This window comes from Rheinheimera lutimaris, from assembly GCF_013283795.1.
GTDB classification, from domain to species: domain Bacteria; phylum Pseudomonadota; class Gammaproteobacteria; order Enterobacterales; family Alteromonadaceae; genus Alishewanella; species Alishewanella lutimaris.
The window spans coordinates 21896-39425 of record NZ_JABSOD010000027.1 but is presented as its reverse complement, the minus strand read 5'-3'; the positions used below and the strand labels follow the sequence as shown (position 1 = coordinate 39425).

Genomic DNA, 17530 nt, shown 5'->3' with positions numbered 1-17530 from the left:
CCTCCATAGGAGGTGGTTTAAGGCCGACAACAAAAAAGCCACCCTAAGGTGGCTTTTTATATTTCGGAACCCGAACTTATTTTTTACGCATTTTCTGAATAATGCGCAGCTGGGCAATGGCTTCGGCCAGTTGCGCGGCAGCTTCAGCATAGTTGAAGTCTGCGCCAGCGTGCTGCATCGCTTCTTCAGCACGTTTTTGTGCTGCTAAAGCGGCTTGCTCGTCTAAGTCTTCGCCGCGTACCGCGACATCGGCCAGTACGGTGATGGTATCGGGTTGTACTTCAAGTACACCACCGGCTACGTATATCACGTGTTCTTCGCCAAATTGTTTCACGATACGGACCATGCCAGGTTTCAGGGTGGTCAGTAACGGGGCGTGAAAAGGTAAAATACCTAACTCGCCCTCACTGCCTGTGACCTGCACGGATTCGACAAGGCCGGAGAAGATTTTTTCTTCGGCACTTACTACATCCAGTTGCACTGTCATCGCCATCTCCGCTCTCCTAAAGCCTGAACTTACAGTTTCTTCGCTTTTTCGATCGCTTCGTCGATAGAACCAACCATGTAGAACGCCTGCTCCGGCATATGGTCGAACTCGCCGTCCAGAATGCCTTTAAAGCCACGGATAGTTTCTTTCAGCGGTACGTACTTACCTGGTGAACCGGTAAATACTTCTGCTACGAAGAAAGGCTGTGACAGGAAACGCTGAATTTTACGCGCACGGTATACAGTAGTGCGGTCTTCATCAGACAGTTCATCCATACCCAGGATTGCGATAATGTCTTTCAGCTCTTTGTAACGCTGCAACACAGACTGTACGCCACGCGCCACTTCATAGTGCTCTTTACCGATTACCAGTGGATCTAACTGACGAGAAGTTGAGTCCAGTGGGTCGATTGCCGGGTAGATACCCAGTGAAGCAATGTTACGGCTCAGTACTACGGTCGCGTCTAAGTGCGAGAACGTGGTAGCTGGTGACGGATCCGTTAAGTCATCCGCAGGTACGTATACGGCCTGGATTGACGTGATAGAACCGGTCTTGGTAGAAGTGATACGCTCTTGCAGGGCGCCCATCTCTTCTGCCAGCGTTGGCTGGTAACCTACCGCTGATGGCATACGGCCCAGAAGTGCGGACACTTCGGTACCGGCCAGGGTGTAACGGTAAATGTTATCAACGAAGAACAGTACGTCACGGCCTTCATCACGGAATTTTTCCGCCATGGTTAAGCCGGTTAACGCTACGCGTAAACGGTTGCCTGGTGGCTCGTTCATCTGACCGTACACTAACGATACTTTATCCAGTACGTTAGAGTCTTTCATCTCGTGATAGAAGTCGTTACCTTCACGGGTACGCTCACCTACACCGGCGAATACGGAGTAACCGCTGTGCTCGATAGCGATGTTCCGGATCAGTTCCATCATGTTTACGGTTTTACCTACACCGGCACCACCGAACAGACCAACCTTACCACCTTTGGCGAACGGGCATACCAGGTCGATAACCTTGATACCGGTTTCCAGCAGGGCATTAGACGCGGCCTGATCTTCGTAGCTTGGCGCGGCACGGTGAATAGGCATACGCTCTTCTTCACCGATTGGGCCTGCTTCGTCGATTGGCTCGCCTAATACGTTCATAATACGGCCCAGCGTGGCTTTGCCCACCGGAACGTGAATTGCTTTACCGGTGTTAGACACGGCAGCGCCGCGACGTAAACCGTCTGTAGTACCTAACGCGATAGTACGTACTGTACCGCCACCCAGCTGCTGCTGAACTTCCAGCACTAAACCAGCCAGATCACCGTCAGTCACGTTTAACGCGTCATAGATACCAGGTACCGCATCTTGTGGAAAATCGATATCCACAACGGCGCCAATGATTTGGACGACCTTACCTTGACTCATGATGTTTCCTCAAATTTCTCAAAACTGTTTACCTTAGCCTACAGCTGCCGCACCTGCGACGATCTCGCTAAGCTCCTGGGTAATCGCGGCCTGACGTGCTTTGTTGTACACCAGCTTCAGGTCGTCCATCAGGTTACCGGCGTTGTCGGTTGCAGCCTTCATAGCTACCATCCGCGCCGCGTGCTCACTGGCAGAATTCTCTACCACACCCTGATACACTTGCGATTCGACGAAACGGTCCAATAACATATCTAAAATAGGTTTTGGATCCGGCTCATACAGGTAATCCCAGTTATGTGCTTTTTGCTCAATATCTGCTTTTGGCAAAGGTAAGAGTTGATCGATCACTGGCTCTTGCTTCATGGTGTTTACAAATTGGTTGTACACCAGAAATAAGCGGTCAATCCGGCCTTCGTTAAATGCGTTAAGCATTACTTGTACCGAACCAATCACATCAGCCAAACGTGGTACGTCACCTGAACCCGCCTGTTGCGCTACTACCTTACCGCCAAAACGCTTGAAAAAGGCGGTTGCTTTGTTGCCGATAACAGCAAACTGCGCATCCACACCTTTGTCTTTCCAGCTTTTCAGCTCAAGGGCAACTTTTTTAAACTCGTTGGTATTCAGGCCACCGCAAAGACCACGATCAGTAGAAATGACAATATAACCAACCCGTTTTACTTCACGATCCGCTAGATACGGATGGCGGTATTCCAGGCTGCCATTGGCAAGGTTCCCGATCACTTTGCGCATACCTTCAGCGTATGGGCGTGTTGCAGCTACACGGTCTTGCGCTTTGCGCATTTTGCTGACCGCAACTTTTTCCATAGCACTGGTGATCTTGCGAGTATTATTAATACTCCCGATCTTACTTTTTATCTCTTTACCACCGGCCATGACTGTATCTCCGTTTCATTCAACGAATGGGGCGGCATAGCCACCCGCATTGATTACCAGGTCTGTGTTGCCTTGAATTTCTCAATGGCAGCTTTGAACGTAGACTCGATTTGGTCGTTGTAGTTACCGGTTTTATCGATATCAGCCATCAGCTCAGCGTGTTCTGCTTTCATGAAAGCGATTAAGCCGGCTTCAAAATCCAGGATTTTGGCCACGTCGACATCTTTCATAAAGCCTTTTTCGATAGCGAAAATAGACACACCCATTTCAGCAACGCTCATTGGGCTGTACTGCAGCTGTTTCATCAGCTCAGTTACCTTTTGGCCGTGCTCTAACTGGGCGCGGGTTGCTTCGTCAAGGTCAGAAGCAAACTGCGCGAACGCCGCCAGCTCTGAGTACTGGGCTAATGCCAGACGAATACCACCGCCTAATTTCTTGATGATCTTGGTTTGTGCTGCACCACCAACCCGCGATACCGAAATACCGGCGTTCACCGCAGGACGGATACCAGCGTTGAATAAGTCAGTTTCTAAGAAAATCTGACCATCGGTAATCGAAATTACGTTAGTAGGTACGAACGCAGAAACGTCACCAGCCTGAGTTTCGATAATTGGCAGCGCCGTTAATGAACCGGTTTTACCTTTTACTTCACCCTTGGTGTACTTCTCTACATAGTCAGCGTTAACGCGTGATGCGCGCTCCAGCAAACGTGAGTGTAAATAGAATACGTCGCCCGGGTAAGCTTCACGGCCTGGTGGACGGCGTAACAGCAACGAGATTTGACGGTAAGCTACAGCTTGCTTTGACAAATCATCGTATACGATCAGCGCATCTTCACCACGGTCACGGAAGTATTCGCCCATGGTACAGCCAGAATAAGGTGCCAGGAACTGCAGCGCAGCGGCTTCTGAAGCAGAAGCTACAACCACGATAGTGTGTGCCAGTGCGCCGTGCTCTTCCAGCTTACGTACTACGTTAGCAATGGTAGAAGCCTTTTGGCCTACTGCAACATAAACACACTTAACGCCGGTGCCTTTCTGGTTGATAATTGCATCGATAGCCAGAGCTGTTTTGCCAGTCTGACGGTCACCGATCAGCAATTCACGCTGACCACGGCCGATAGGGATCATCGCATCAACTGACTTATAGCCAGTCTGCATTGGCTGGTCTACTGACTGACGTTCAATTACGCCTGGCGCAATTTTTTCTACCGGCTCAAAACCAGCAGCTTCAATCGGGCCTTTACCGTCGATAGGTGCACCTAAGGTGTTTACTACACGGCCTAATAACGCCGGGCCAACCGGTACTTCTAAGATACGGCCGGTGCTTTTTACTTTGGTGCCTTCAGTTAAGTCCGCGTACGGGCCCATAACTACCGCACCAACTGAGTTGCGCTCTAAGTTCAGCGCGATAGCATAGCGGTTGCCAGGAAGCTCAATCATCTCGCCCTGCATACAATCTGCAAGACCATTGATACGGATAATGCCGTCAGTTACCTGAACGATAGTACCTTCGTTACGAGCTTCACTGACCACTTCGAACTGAGCAATACGACTTTTGATCAGTTCTGATATTTCAGTGGAATTCAGTTGCATTCTCTGTTCCCCAATTACGACTGCAGCGCAGTTGCTAAACGATCCAGCTTACCGCGGATCGAGCCATCAATTACCATGTCACCTGCTTTGATTAGCATGCCGCCAACCACTGCAGGATCTTCGCTACAGTTCAATTTAACTTTGCGTGCCAAACGTTGCGATAATGCCGTGGCCAGCTTGTCTTGTTGTGCTTTGGAAAGCTTGGTTGCAGAAACCACAGTAACGTCGATTTCTTTTTCAAACTCCGCTTTTAACGCAACAAAGGCAGCTAACACTTCAGGCAACGCCAACAAGCGATGATTTTCTGCCATCACTTTTATAAAGTTCTGGCCGTGCTCATTGAGTTGCTCACCACATACCTGAATAAACAGACCGGCCTGCTTGTCAGCAGCGCCGTTGGCGCCCAAATAAGCGCCAACCTGGTCGTTCTTTGCTACTTCAGCAGCAAAGGCCAACATCTGTAGCCAGGCGTCTAACGCTTTTTGCTCAACCGCAAAATCGAAAGCCGCTCTGGCGTAAGGACGAGCAATATTAGTCAAATCAGACATAGCTCATCCTCTTACAGTTCTTGAACCAGTTTTTCCAGAATGTCGCTGTGAGCAGCTTCATCAATAGAACGTTGCAGAATTTTCTCTGCGCCGGCTACTGCTAATGCAGCAACTTGCTTGCGCAGATCTTCACGTAAACGGTTACGTTCCGCTTCTAATTCTGCTCTGCCAATCGCCAGAATGTTTTCACGCTCGGCATTGGCTTTGTGCACGGCTTCATCCAGCATTTTGGCTTCGCGTTTTTTCGCTTGCTCAATAATGTCGGCTGCCTGGGCTTTAGCATCTTTTAACTGATCTTTGGCTTTGTCCTGGGCTAATGCCAGGTCTTTTTCCGCCCGATCAGAAGCCGCTAAACCATCAGCAATTTTTTTCTGGCGCGCTTCAATCGCATTGATCAGCGGCGGCCAGACAAACTTCATACAGAACAGCACGAACACCGCAAATGCGATTAATTCGCCTAATAGAGTGGCGTTTAAATTCACGACCGCTCCTCCTTAATAGTAAGTTGTTCGAATTCGCCCGTTAATTACAGAACGAACAACAATACCATCGCGATACCAACACCGATCATCGCAACAGCATCAATCAGACCTGCCAGGATGAACATTTTAACTTGCAGTGAAGGCGCCAGCTCTGGTTGACGTGCACAAGATTCTAAGAACTTACCACCCATGTTACCGAAACCTATTGCGGTACCGATAGCACCGAAACCGATTAACAGAGCAACTGCGATATATTTAAGGCCTAATACTAGTTCCATTTTTTATCTCCGATATTTCAATAGTTAAAGTTAAAGTAAAGCAAAAACGATTAGTGATTGTCTGAGCTAGCCATACTCAGATAAACGATTGTCAGCATCATAAATACAAATGCCTGTAATACGATTACCAGAATGTGGAATACCGCCCAAATGAAATGCAATGGCAACTGTATCAACCCAACTGCACCAATCAGAATGAAAATAAGCTCACCAGCATATAGGTTACCGAACAAACGCAATGCCAGTGAAAACGGTTTCGCTACCAGCGCGATAGTTTCCAGCAGCAGGTTAAATGGGATCAATAAGACCTGTACCGCGACATTTGATGAGCTAAAAGGATGTAATGTCAGTTCTTTAATAAAACCGGTAACACCTTTTATTCTTACAGAGTAACCAATCATCAACAGAAACACACCAATGGCCAGCGCAGCTGTCATGTTGATATCTGTTGTTGGTACGATTTTCATGTACACGTCATGTGAATCCATGCCAAAAGCCTGTTCGCCAACAAAGCCGGCGAAGGCGGGCAGGAAATCTACCGGGATTAAGTCCATCAGGTTCATTAAAAACACCCAGACGAAAATCGTTAACGCCAGTGGTGCAATTAGCGCACTTTTACCGTGAAAGGTATCTTTAACGTTGGCAGCAACAAACTCAACCACCATTTCTATAAAGCACTGAAACTTACCCGGAACGCCGGTTGTTGCTTTGCTGGCAGCACTGCGGAAAATCCACAGAAAAACCAGACCAAGGCCAATAGACCACGCCAAAGTATCTATATGCCATGTCCAGAACCCGGCCTCACTACACGCTTTATTAAATACGACACTGCCATCGACAGTGCACATTTTGGCGTTTGTAAGGTGGTGCTGAATATGGCTGGAGAGGGTTAACTCTTCACCTGCCGCCATGTTTCCATCCCAATTTTAATGTTTAAAGAAAAACGTAGCTGACAATTGTGCTAGTAATGTCAATGTAAAGCCAACGACAAAGGCGGCAGCAACACTATCAGGCTGCTGTAATACCAAAGCGCACAGCACAACAATCAAAATCATTTTTACTGAATGACCGCGCAGTAAAGCTGCTCTGGCCAGTTCAGGTTGCTCGGCTGCATTAACTCTGAATGCAAGCAAAGCAAACGCAAAATTCGCTATGGCAGCAACCAAACCACCTTTAAAGGCGGACTTGGCGGCTACTGCATCGACAGCTAAAAAAAAAGCCAGTGCGATAACCCCGGCTACTACCAGCTGGCACAACACCAACTTGTAAGCTGATTTACGCGCCTGCACTGTATTTTGTTCAGTCAATGTCTGTCCCCCTGAAAGTACCCGTGAAGGGGGTCTAAAAAGCTTGCGAAAGTATACTTATCTGCCTTTAATTTGCAACAAAAAGCGGCAGCTGCCCCGCGATAGTACAGGGCTGGTACAGAAAATTGGTACATTTTGGTGCATTAATGCTCAGCAACGTTCAACTTATTTATGATACCGTCTAACTCATCCAGACTGCTGTAAGCAATTTCTAACTTACCTTTACCTTTATTGTTGTAGCTTATCTGCACCGGTGCCGCAAAACGCTCACTTAAACGTTGCTCCAGCGCCATCACATCAGGGTCACGTGGTTTTTCCGCTACCACTGGTTTGGGTTCCAGAATACGCCGCACTAGGTTTTCAGTTTCACGCACGGTAAACTGTTTTGCCGCCACTAAACGTGCGGCATCTGACTGCTCGTTATCTTTTAATGCCAATAATGCTCTGGCATGGCCCATTTCAATATCGCCATGTTCCAGCAGTAATTTTACATCGTCATTTAACTGGTTTAAGCGCAATAAGTTGGTAACAGAAGCACGGGATTTACCCACTGCATCAGCTACTTGCTGGTGAGTAAGGGCAAATTCGGTCAATAATCTGTCCAGCGCTACCGCTTCTTCCATCGCATTTAAATCTTCACGCTGAATATTTTCAATCAGGGCGATGGCAACCGCGGCTTCATCCGGCACGTCTTTAACAATACAGGGTACTTCTGACAGTTGCGCCAGTTGGCTGGCACGCCAGCGCCGTTCACCGGCAATGATCTCGAACTTATCTTTTGTCAGTGGCCGCACAACTATCGGCTGGATAATGCCCTGGGCACGGATAGAACTGGCTAAATCTTCCAGTGCTTCCTGGGACATATCTTTACGGGGCTGATATTTGCCGGGCGCAAGAAATTCTACCGGCAACAGTTGTAATTCACTGCTACTTACGGTGGTGGTGTTGCTGGTTCTGTTGGACGTAAGTAAGGCATCCAGACCCCGGCCCAGGCCGCGTTTCTTTACCGACATGCTAAATAGCTTCCCTAAAATTGCTCAGATCAGACAGTGGCTGTGCTGTTTACGGTTTTTTTATCTGCCCGACGTAACATTTCACCGGCCAGTGCCAGATAAGCTTTTGCCCCGGTTGAATTTTTATCGTAATACATTACCGGTGCACCGAAACTGGGTGCCTCTGCCAAACGCACATTGCGCGGGATCACCGCACGATACACTTTGTCACCAAAATGTTGTTTTAATTGTTCCGCAACATCGTTCGCTAACCGGTTGCGCGGATCGTACATGGTTCTTAATATACCTTCGATCTTTAACTCAGGATTAACCGCTGCCGCCAATTGGTTAATGGTTTCAACCAACGCGGTCAAACCTTCCAGAGCAAAATACTCACACTGCATAGGCACTAACACGGTGTCTGCAGCGGCCATGGCATTAACGGTCAACATATTCAGCGAAGGTGGGCAATCGATAAAGATAAAATCGTAACTGTTGCGGTAGTCTTTTAATGCATTGCGCAAACGCAGTTCGCGGGCAAATACATTCATTAAGCGCACTTCTGCAGCTGTTAGATCAGAGTTTGCGGCTACCAGGTGATAGCCACCACTGGTTTCTTTTACCACTACATCAACCAAGGGTTTGTCGTCTACCAGCAGTTCGTATGCGGTGGCCGGTAAATCGTATTTATCGACACCGCTACCCATAGTGGCGTTGCCTTGCGGATCTAAATCGATCAGTAACACTTTGCGCTTGGTTGCTGCCAGCGAAGCAGCCAGATTCACCGCTGTGGTGGTTTTACCCACACCACCTTTTTGGTTAGCAATTGCGATGACTTTCGCCACAAGATGTCCTCGATATCAGTTAGCAGGGGTCCAGTATTACCAAATGCCGTTGTGCTTGCAACTGCGGCACAATAAGTGGCTGAACAGCGGCTACTTTAACAAAATCAGGTAAAGCTGCAATTTCTTCTTGTACCGCTGCGCCTTTCATGGCGAAAAAGCGGCCTTTCTCAGCCGGTAAGTGTTTACACCAACTGAGCATATCATTGATTGAGGCAAAAGCGCGGCTTATTACGCCGTCGTAACCTTGTGCCGGCAGATGCTCTTCAACACGGCTTTGCAGTGGCTGAATATTATCCAGCTTTAATTGCAACTTTACCTGATTTAAAAAACGGATGCGTTTGCCCAGGCTGTCGAGCAAGGTAAAGTGTTTGTCAGGGTAATAAATGGCCAGTAATACGCCTGGCAACCCCGGGCCTGTACCGACATCAATAAAGCGCTCTCCGGTTAAAAACGGCGCGACAACTAAAGAGTCCAACACATGTTTTATCAGCATTTCGTTAGGATCGCGCACTGATGTCAGGTTGTACGCACTGTTCCATTTATCTAATAATTGCACGTAGCTGACACATTGCTGTAATTGTTGCTCTGACAATATCAGCTTAGTTTCAGCTACCAGTGCGCGGAGTTTTTCTAACATCGTGATCCTTAACCCGGCTTAGGCAGATTTTCGCAGTAAGCCTTGTTTCTTCAGATAAACCAGTAACAACGAAATGGCCGCCGGCGTAATGCCGGAAATACGTGATGCCTGGCCCACCGTTTGCGGCTGGGTTTGGTTTAATTTCACGATAACTTCGTTTGATAAACCTTTTACTGATTTATAATCAAATTGTTGCGGCAATAACGTTTGTTCATTACGTTGTTGTTTGGCTATTTCGTCTTGTTGCCGATGGATATAGCCTTCGTATTTTATCTGAATTTCTACCTGTTCAGCTGCAGCTTGATCGGCAATCCCCGGGCCCAGATCACTGATTTGCATTAATTGCGCGTAAGTCACTTCCGGCCGGCGCATTAATTCTTCCAGATTGGCTTCTTTTGTCAGCGGGGTTTTTACCAGCGCATTTACTGCCTGTAATCCCGCGTGCTGTGGGTGGACCCAACTTTGTTTCAGACGTTGCCGTTCCAGCGCAATCTGTTCCATTTTTTCATTAAAAGCAGCCCAGCGAGCATCATCAACTAAACCAAATTCACGGCCTTTTTCGGTCAAACGTGCATCTGCGTTATCTTCACGCAACATTAAGCGATATTCAGCACGGCTGGTAAACATGCGGTACGGCTCTTTGGTACCCATGGTGGTTAAATCGTCTACCAGTACACCAAGGTAGGCTTGCTCACGGCCCGGCGACCAGCTGTCTTTTTCCTGACTAAACAGGGCAGCATTTAAGCCGGCTAATAAGCCCTGAGCACCGGCTTCTTCATAACCGGTTGTGCCGTTTATCTGGCCGGCAAAGAACAGGCCTTTAATAAATTTGGTTTCCAGGCTGTTTTTCAGATCACGTGGATCAAAGAAGTCATACTCGATGGCGTACCCTGGTCTGGTTATGTGAGCATTTTCCATGCCTTTAATCGAGCGTACTATGCTCAATTGCACATCAAAGGGTAAGCTGGTTGAGATGCCGTTCGGATAGACTTCATGGGTAGTTAAACCCTCGGGCTCAATAAAGATCTGATGTTTGTCTTTATCGGCAAAACGGGTAATTTTATCTTCGATAGAAGGGCAATAACGCGGGCCTATGCCTTCAATTACGCCGGTGTACATCGGTGATCTGTCGAGGTTATTACGGATAACTTCGTGCGTTTGTTCATTGGTGTAAGTAATGTAACAAGGGATCTGTTGCGGATGGTCGCTTTGCTTGCCCATAAAGGAGAACACCGGTGTTGGTGTGTCACCTGGTTGCGGTTGCATCAAAGAAAAATCGATAGTGCGGGCATCAATACGGGGCGGTGTGCCGGTTTTTAACCGATCTACCCGAAACGGTAATTCACGTAAGCGTTTTGCCAAAGCAATCGATGGTGGATCACCTGCTCTGCCGCCGGAGTGGCTTTGTAAACCAATATGTATTTGGCCACCTAAAAAGGTACCAACGGTAAGTACGACAGACTTAGCTTTAAATTTTAAGCCCATCTGGGTTACCACACCGGTGACCTGATCATTTTCAACGATAAGATCATCACAAGCTTGTTGGAAAATACTTAAATTAGGCTGGTTTTCCAGTATATGCCGGATTGCGGCGCGGTACAGTTGACGGTCTGCCTGGGCACGGGTTGCTCTGACAGCTGGGCCCTTTGAGCTGTTTAACGTTCTGAACTGAATACCACCTTTGTCAGCAGCGATGGCTATAGCACCACCTAAGGCATCAATTTCTTTTACCAGATGGCCTTTACCTATGCCGCCAATAGCCGGATTACACGACATCTGGCCAAGGGTTTCAACATTATGTGTAAGCAACAATGTATTGCGTCCCATGCGGGCAGCAGCCAAAGCAGCTTCTGTGCCGGCATGACCACCACCGACAACAATTACGTCGAATATCTCTTGGTACAGCATAGTTGCCTCAGGTTAATCCGCTAAACAGTAACAGGGCGTGTATTGTAGCGCGATCCTGATGTAAGTGGAATGCTGTTGCGGGCAGAGGATCTTCTAAATTAAATAAGATCTTTTTAGAGATCTTTTTATTATGTTTACTATTAAGCAAGACATTTTCAGTGCATAAGCCGATCTTCCGGTAAAGGATCATAAGCTTAGGCAGGATCGGATCCTGTGATCAAGCCAGGATCTAATGTTGTTGAACCGGTGATCAAAATGGCACTTTATCCACAAGGCAGAAAAAAATATTTTTTATATTAAGGATAAATACAGCTTAATCACCGGTAAACGCTGTACTTATACACATTAAGATTCTGGTAATCGTATAAATGTGTATAAGTTGGTGTTAACTCTGTTTAACCTGTGATCGCAGTTTTATCATCGCTTTATCATGCTGATATAAAGATTATTTCGTCTTGTCACAGTAGATTAGCTGCAAGTTGGTTTTATTGCTGAGGCCAACCCGGGAGAGACTAACGTTATCCTGTTCTTCCTGAGATATACTTGTGTTTGCGGGTGGTTCTTGCCACCCGCTTTTTTTATGCCAGTACTTTTATCAGTTTCGGTAACCAGGCAACAGCAGTATCTTCAGGCAATGCCGCTTGCTGAGCGTCAATTTCCAGTGGGCTGATCAGGCTCACCGCTCCCTTTGCTGACAGTAAAGCGGCCAGTTTTCGTCCGGCTTCACAAAAAGTATCGTATGCAGAGTCACCTAAAGTGATCACGGCATAAGAAAGTGTGGTAAGATCACGCCGATCTTGTGCTAATTGATCCGCAAAGGGTTGAATATTATCAGGCAGATCTCCTGCGCCATAGGTGGATGTGATCACTAACCAAACCCCGGAAGGGTTAAGGTGATCCAGTTCGGGTTTCAGATGAAGTGTTGCTTCATAGCCCGCTTGTACCAGTGTTTCAGCAACTTGTTCTGCCACATATTCCGCTGCGCCCATTTGGCTGCCAACGAGGATGTCTATCATGATATGCCTCTTGTCATAAGAATGTTTGGCTATACTACTGGAATAAAATCAGCCAAAGCTATGTTTTTGGCATGATTTACGTGCTTTTACTGCTCTGCAGGCTAAGTAAAAGCAACAATAGCACTATCACTACGCCTGCGTGTTATTGAGGTTTAAACAACGTATGTCTGACACTGTGTCATTTTCCCAGCTAATGCTGCCTGAAGCTATTATTCGTGCTGTTACCGAACTTGGCTATGAAACGCCGTCGCCTATCCAGGCTGCAGCTATCCCGAAATTATTAGCTGGCGAGGATGTATTAGGCCAGGCGCAAACCGGTACCGGTAAAACCGGTGCTTTCGCGCTGCCTTTATTAGCACGGCTTGACCCTGCACAAAATGATCCGCAAATTCTGGTTTTGGCGCCAACGCGTGAGCTGGCGATTCAGGTAGCTGAAGCATTCCAGGCTTATGCCCGTTATATGCCGGCGTTTCATGTACTGCCGTTATACGGTGGCCAGAGCTACACCAATCAGCTTAAATCGCTGAAACGTGGCTCTCAGGTAATTGTTGGTACGCCAGGCCGTATTCTCGATCACTTAGACCGTGGTACGTTAAAGCTGGATAAGCTGCGTGCTATCGTACTGGATGAAGCCGACGAAATGCTGCGCATGGGCTTTATCGACGACGTGCAAACTATTATGGATGCCACGCCGGCCGGCCGTCAGGTAGCCATGTTCTCTGCTACTATGCCACCGCAAATCCGCGCTATTGCGCAAAAGCACTTAAAAAATGCTGAAGAAATTAAAATTGCCTCGAAAACCAGTACAGTAGAACGTATTAAGCAAAGCTATGTGATGTTAGATGGCAATCAAAAGCTGGATGCGTTAACGCGTGTACTGGAAGGCGAAGAGTACGATGCCACTATCGTATTTGTGCGCACCAAAAGTGCTACTGAAGAAATTGCCGAAAAACTGGGTGCCCGTGGTTATGCCGTAGCGTGCTTAAATGGTGACATGAACCAGGCGCACCGCGAGCTGACCATTCGGAAAATGAAAGCGAACCAACTGGACGTTATTGTTGCTACCGACGTTGCGGCCCGTGGTTTGGACGTTGAACGTATCAGCCTGGTAGTAAACTACGACATTCCGTATGACAGCGAAGCCTATGTACACCGTATCGGCCGTACCGGTCGTGCCGGCCGTGAAGGAAAAGCGATTTTATTCGTTTCGCCACGTGAGCGCCGTTTACTGCGTACCATTGAGCATGCTACCAAGCAGCCGATTGAGCAAATGTCTCTGCCAACCGGCCGGGTTATTGAACAGCGTCGTATCGAATCGTTCCGAGAGCAGTTAGCACAAACGATTGAAACTCAGGATTTAAGCTTCTTCCAAACGTTAATTAACGATTGGCGCGAGAAGATTGAGACCACAGAAAATGACCTGGCCGCGGCGTTGTTATATTTAGCGCAAAAAGACCAGCCGTTAAACGTGGCCAGCCAGTTCCCGGAAATTCGTGAGCCGCACGCCCGTGGTGGCGATCGTGATGACCGTCCGCGTCGTGAACGCTCAGATCGCCCTGAACGCAGTGGCGAGCGTCCGGACCGTGGCCCGCGTGTTAAGCGTGAAATGAAAGGCGACTACCAGACTTACCGCATTGAAGTAGGTAAAGAGCACGGCGTACGTGCCGGTGATATCGTTGGAGCTATTGCCAACGAAGCCAATATCGACAGCCAGTTTATCGGTAATATTAAGCTGTTTGAGCATTTCAGTACCGTTGAGTTGCCTGCAACCATTCCGAATGAGATTTTCCAGCACCTGAAAAAAGTTTATGTGCGTAAGCAAAAGCTGAATATCACGGTAGACAGCGGCGCAGCACCGGCCGGTGAGCGTCGCCCGTCTAACGGCCCGGGCCCACGCCCGGGTGCTGCACCACGCGCACCACGTAAACCACGCGATTAAGTGGCCGTGTAATACCAAACCCTGCCGAGGCAGGGTTTTTTATTGGCGACAGATTAACCACTGTGCGTGTTAAACAGCGCTTGTTTGCCAGGCGGAAGTTTCTTATTGTAGAAGGCTTGCTTAACACACTGATAATAAGAGAGCAGCTAATTATGCCGACCATTTTTTCCCGCCCCTTGCCGTTATTTAGCCTGCTGGCAGCGTTGCTTTGCAGTAGTGTGGTAAATGCCGATGCTATCCGCCAAACCAAAGGTGACTTCGAAGATAAGTTTCGCCAGTTAGACGAAGTGCTGCCTACACCGAATGTGTACCGTAATGCTGCAGGTGAACCGGGCCAGCAATATTGGCAGCAACAGGTAAATTATAAAATGGACGTGGTGCTGGATGAGGCTAAACGCCGGATCAGCACTAAGCAGCAAATTAGTTATAAAAATAACTCGCCCTACAGTCTGAAGTATCTTTGGTTGCATCTGGATCAGAATATCTTTAAAAGCGATTCGCTGGCTGAAATGAGTACCGACTTTGGCGGTATCGGCCGCCGTGGCCCGGCCACATCGGTTGGTGATGGTGATATTACGGCCCGTTTAAGTCTGGAAGAGCTACGCCGGCAGCAGTTTATGGCCGACAATGAGCTGGGCTTTGTTATCAGCAATGTTAAAAGCAGTAGTGGTAAAGCCTTGCCGGTGACCATTGTTGGCACCTTGATGCGCATCGATTTGGATAAGCCGTTAAAGCCCGGCCAAACAACCGATTTTAGTCTGGATTTTGCGTTTAATATTGTCGAAGAAGATGCGGTATCGGCACGCTCCGGTTATGAGCACTTCCCCAAAGACGCCCGCGAAGGTGGTAATGATATTTTCTTATTGGCGCAGTGGTTTCCGCGTTTAGTGGCTTATACCGATTATGAAGCCTGGACCAATAAAGAATTTTTAGGTCGTGGCGAGTTTACGCTGGAATTTGGTGATTATGATGTCCGCTTAACGGTGCCGGGCGACCATATTGTATCTTCGACCGGCGAGCTACAAAACAGCAGCAAAGTGTTAACTAAACAGCAATTGGCCCGACTGGAACAAGCCAAAACGGCGAAACGACCGGTGTTTGTGGTTACTGAAGCGGAAGCGCTGGAAAACGAGAAAGACGGCACTGACAGCAGCAAAACCTGGCATTTTAAAGCAAAAAACGTGCGTGATTTTGCCTGGGCTTCATCGCGTAAATTTATCTGGGACGCCAAAGGCTATCAGCAAGGCGGCACTGAGCAGCCGTTTGTGATGGCGATGTCGTTTTACCCTAAAGAAGGCGGCGAGCTGTGGCAGAAGTATTCCACCGAAGCCATAGTGCATACCATGGAAGTGTACTCGCGGTTTTCGTTTGATTATCCGTATCCGGTAGCGCAATCGGTAAATGGTCCGGTCGGTGGCATGGAATACCCGATGATCACCTTTAACGGCCCGCGCACTAAATTGCAGGACGATGGCAGCCGCACATACTCGCAAGCCGAAAAGCGCTTTTTAATCGGCGTGGTGATCCACGAAGTCGGCCATATTTACTTCCCGATGGTGGTTAATTCCGACGAGCGGCAGTGGACATGGATGGATGAAGGCTTAAACAGCTTTTTAGACGGTGTTGCCGGTCGCGAGTGGGATCCGACCATTCCATGGGGCGTAGAGCCGCGCGATATCGTCGATTATATGAAATCCGATGTGCAGGTGCCTATTATGACGCAGTCTGACAGTGTGTTAAGACTGGGGCCGAATGCTTATACCAAGCCGGCGGCGGCGCTGAATATCTTGCGCGAGGTGATTTTAGGCCGCGAACTGTTTGATTTTGCCTTTAAAGAATACGCCACACGCTGGAAGTTTAAGCGGCCAACACCGGCAGACTTTTTCCGCACCATGGAAGAAGCCAGTGGGGTAGATTTAGACTGGTTCTGGCGCGGTTGGTTTTACAGTACTGACCATGTAGATATCTCTCTGGATAAAGTGTTTCAGCTGCGTTTAGATACCAAGAACCCGGACATTGATTTTCAGCGCCAGCGCCAGCAGGAGTTGGATAAGCCGATGCCGTTGTTTGTTGAACGCAATAAAGCCGAAGGTAAAGTACTGTGGGTTGAGCAAAATCCTGATGTGCGCGATTTCTATGACGACAACGACCGTTTTACCGTCACTAACAAAGAGCGTAATGCTTACAACAAGTTCCTGCACGATTTAGAGCCGTGGGAGCGCACCGCCTTTGAACGCGCGGTAGCAGAAGATAAAAACTACTATGTACTCCGGTTTAGCAACAAAGGCGGCCTGGTCATGCCAATTCTGCTGCAGCTGAACTACACCGACGGCAGCAGTGAGCAGCAGTATATACCGGCCGAAATTTGGCGCCGCAGCCCAAAGGCAGTGAATAAACTGATTGTTACCGCCAAAGATAAAGTACTGCAGGACGTAGTAGTTGATCCGAAATGGGAAACAGCCGATGTCGATATTGAAAACAACTTTTACCCGCGGCGGATTATTCCGTCGCGCATTGAAGCTTACAAAGCCGACAAGAGCAAAGCCAAAGTCAGCCGCGATATTATGCAGGACAGCAAAACCGAATTGAAAGATCCGGCGAAAAAAGCTGACGACAAGTCAAAGGATAATAATTGATGCGTAGGCTGTTAGCCTTGTTGTTACTGGCCGCTGTTTGCGGCCAGTTAGCTGCGCATGAAATGAAAACAGCACTGACTAAGGTGCTGTTTAATCAGCGCAGTGGCAATATCGAGGTGATGCACCGCTTTTATGTGCACGATGCAGAACACGGCGTAAAGCAATTGTTTGATAAAGGCGCTGACTTACTCAACAGCGAGCAAACCCAACACACCTTCAGCCGCTATGTTAGCGAGCATTTTGCGTTAACCTCTCTAAGCGGCGACGCTATCAATCTGACGTTGATTGGCGGACAACTGGATGGCCGGTTTTTCTGGGTGTATCAGGAAGCAACTATACCGACCGGGTTAGACGGTTTGCGCATTAAACACAATGCCTTGCAGGCCTTGTGGCCGGCGCAGGTGAATACGGTAAATGTCGAAGGCCGTGGTGAAGTAAAAAGCCTGAGCTTTGACAATAAAACCGGCTGGCAGCAGCTAAGTTTTTAGCTTTGGCTTTAAAAGTAACCGGCCAGGCGCCATATATCCGCCGGTAGACAAAATCTGGAG

17 protein-coding genes are annotated in these 17530 nt (G+C 48.2%); 3 read left to right on the top strand and 14 right to left on the bottom strand.

Going from position 1 to position 17530, the window contains the following annotated elements; all coding sequences use genetic code 11:
• Positions 1-76: 76 nt before the first annotated feature.
• The 14 genes from HRH59_RS17650 to mioC all read right to left on the bottom strand — a co-directional run bounded on the left by HRH59_RS17650 (position 77) and on the right by mioC (position 12407).
• Positions 77-493: a F0F1 ATP synthase subunit epsilon gene (locus HRH59_RS17650; RefSeq protein ID WP_173502590.1), complete on the bottom strand. Its 417-nt coding sequence runs from the start codon at positions 491-493 to the stop codon at positions 77-79.
• 23 nt (positions 494-516) lie between these two features.
• A complete protein-coding gene (gene atpD, locus HRH59_RS17645; protein ID WP_173502589.1) occupies positions 517-1902 on the bottom strand; it encodes a F0F1 ATP synthase subunit beta in 1386 nt (461 codons plus the stop codon).
• Between the two features lie 33 nt (positions 1903-1935).
• Positions 1936-2799 (bottom strand): F0F1 ATP synthase subunit gamma, encoded by an 864-nt coding sequence (atpG, locus tag HRH59_RS17640; protein WP_173502588.1) that lies wholly within the window; start codon positions 2797-2799, stop codon positions 1936-1938.
• Positions 2800-2852: 53 nt separating this feature from the next.
• Positions 2853-4394, bottom strand: a complete 1542-nt coding sequence (atpA, locus tag HRH59_RS17635; protein WP_173502587.1) for a F0F1 ATP synthase subunit alpha — start codon at positions 4392-4394, stop codon at positions 2853-2855.
• Positions 4395-4408: 14 nt separating this feature from the next.
• Positions 4409-4942 carry a F0F1 ATP synthase subunit delta gene (gene atpH / locus HRH59_RS17630; RefSeq protein ID WP_173502586.1) on the bottom strand — a complete coding sequence of 178 codons (534 nt, stop codon included), beginning with the start codon at positions 4940-4942 and terminating at the stop codon, positions 4409-4411.
• Between the two features lie 11 nt (positions 4943-4953).
• Positions 4954-5424 (bottom strand): F0F1 ATP synthase subunit B, encoded by a 471-nt coding sequence (atpF, locus tag HRH59_RS17625; RefSeq protein ID WP_173502585.1) that lies wholly within the window; start codon positions 5422-5424, stop codon positions 4954-4956.
• A 44-nt stretch (positions 5425-5468) separates the two neighbouring features.
• Positions 5469-5702, bottom strand: a complete 234-nt coding sequence (atpE, locus tag HRH59_RS17620) for a F0F1 ATP synthase subunit C (protein ID WP_166838264.1) — start codon at positions 5700-5702, stop codon at positions 5469-5471.
• Between the two features lie 50 nt (positions 5703-5752).
• Positions 5753-6613, bottom strand: coding sequence for a F0F1 ATP synthase subunit A (atpB, locus tag HRH59_RS17615; protein WP_173502584.1), 861 nt, complete (start codon positions 6611-6613; stop codon positions 5753-5755).
• A 15-nt stretch (positions 6614-6628) separates the two neighbouring features.
• Positions 6629-7009 carry an ATP synthase subunit I gene (locus HRH59_RS17610; protein ID WP_173502583.1) on the bottom strand — a complete coding sequence of 127 codons (381 nt, stop codon included), beginning with the start codon at positions 7007-7009 and terminating at the stop codon, positions 6629-6631.
• 143 nt (positions 7010-7152) lie between these two features.
• Positions 7153-8022, bottom strand: a complete 870-nt coding sequence (locus HRH59_RS17605; RefSeq protein WP_173502582.1) for a ParB/RepB/Spo0J family partition protein — start codon at positions 8020-8022, stop codon at positions 7153-7155.
• A gap of 29 nt (positions 8023-8051) precedes the next feature.
• Positions 8052-8846: a ParA family protein gene (locus HRH59_RS17600; RefSeq protein ID WP_173502581.1), complete on the bottom strand. Its 795-nt coding sequence runs from the start codon at positions 8844-8846 to the stop codon at positions 8052-8054.
• A 19-nt stretch (positions 8847-8865) separates the two neighbouring features.
• The gene (rsmG, locus tag HRH59_RS17595) at positions 8866-9483 is read right to left on the bottom strand and encodes a 16S rRNA (guanine(527)-N(7))-methyltransferase RsmG (protein ID WP_173502580.1); all 618 of its coding nucleotides are present in this window, start codon (positions 9481-9483) and stop codon (positions 8866-8868) included.
• Between the two features lie 18 nt (positions 9484-9501).
• A complete protein-coding gene (gene mnmG, locus HRH59_RS17590; RefSeq protein WP_173502579.1) occupies positions 9502-11391 on the bottom strand; it encodes a tRNA uridine-5-carboxymethylaminomethyl(34) synthesis enzyme MnmG in 1890 nt (629 codons plus the stop codon).
• A 578-nt stretch (positions 11392-11969) separates the two neighbouring features.
• Positions 11970-12407: an FMN-binding protein MioC gene (gene mioC / locus HRH59_RS17585; protein ID WP_173502578.1), complete on the bottom strand. Its 438-nt coding sequence runs from the start codon at positions 12405-12407 to the stop codon at positions 11970-11972.
• Positions 12408-12570: 163 nt separating this feature from the next.
• Here mioC and HRH59_RS17580 point away from each other — a divergent pair, with 163 nt between their 5' ends.
• The 3 genes from HRH59_RS17580 (at position 12571) to HRH59_RS17570 (ending at position 17470) form a co-directional block, all read left to right on the top strand.
• Entirely contained in the window at positions 12571-14346 is a 1776-nt protein-coding gene (locus HRH59_RS17580; protein ID WP_173502577.1) for a DEAD/DEAH box helicase, read from the top strand.
• Positions 14347-14498: 152 nt separating this feature from the next.
• Positions 14499-16982, top strand: coding sequence for a M1 family metallopeptidase (locus HRH59_RS19390; RefSeq protein ID WP_173502576.1), 2484 nt, complete (start codon positions 14499-14501; stop codon positions 16980-16982).
• Positions 16982-17470, top strand: coding sequence for a DUF6702 family protein (locus HRH59_RS17570; protein ID WP_173502575.1), 489 nt, complete (start codon positions 16982-16984; stop codon positions 17468-17470). Before HRH59_RS19390 ends, HRH59_RS17570 begins: the two co-directional genes overlap by 1 nt.
• Positions 17471-17530 lie beyond the last annotated feature (60 nt).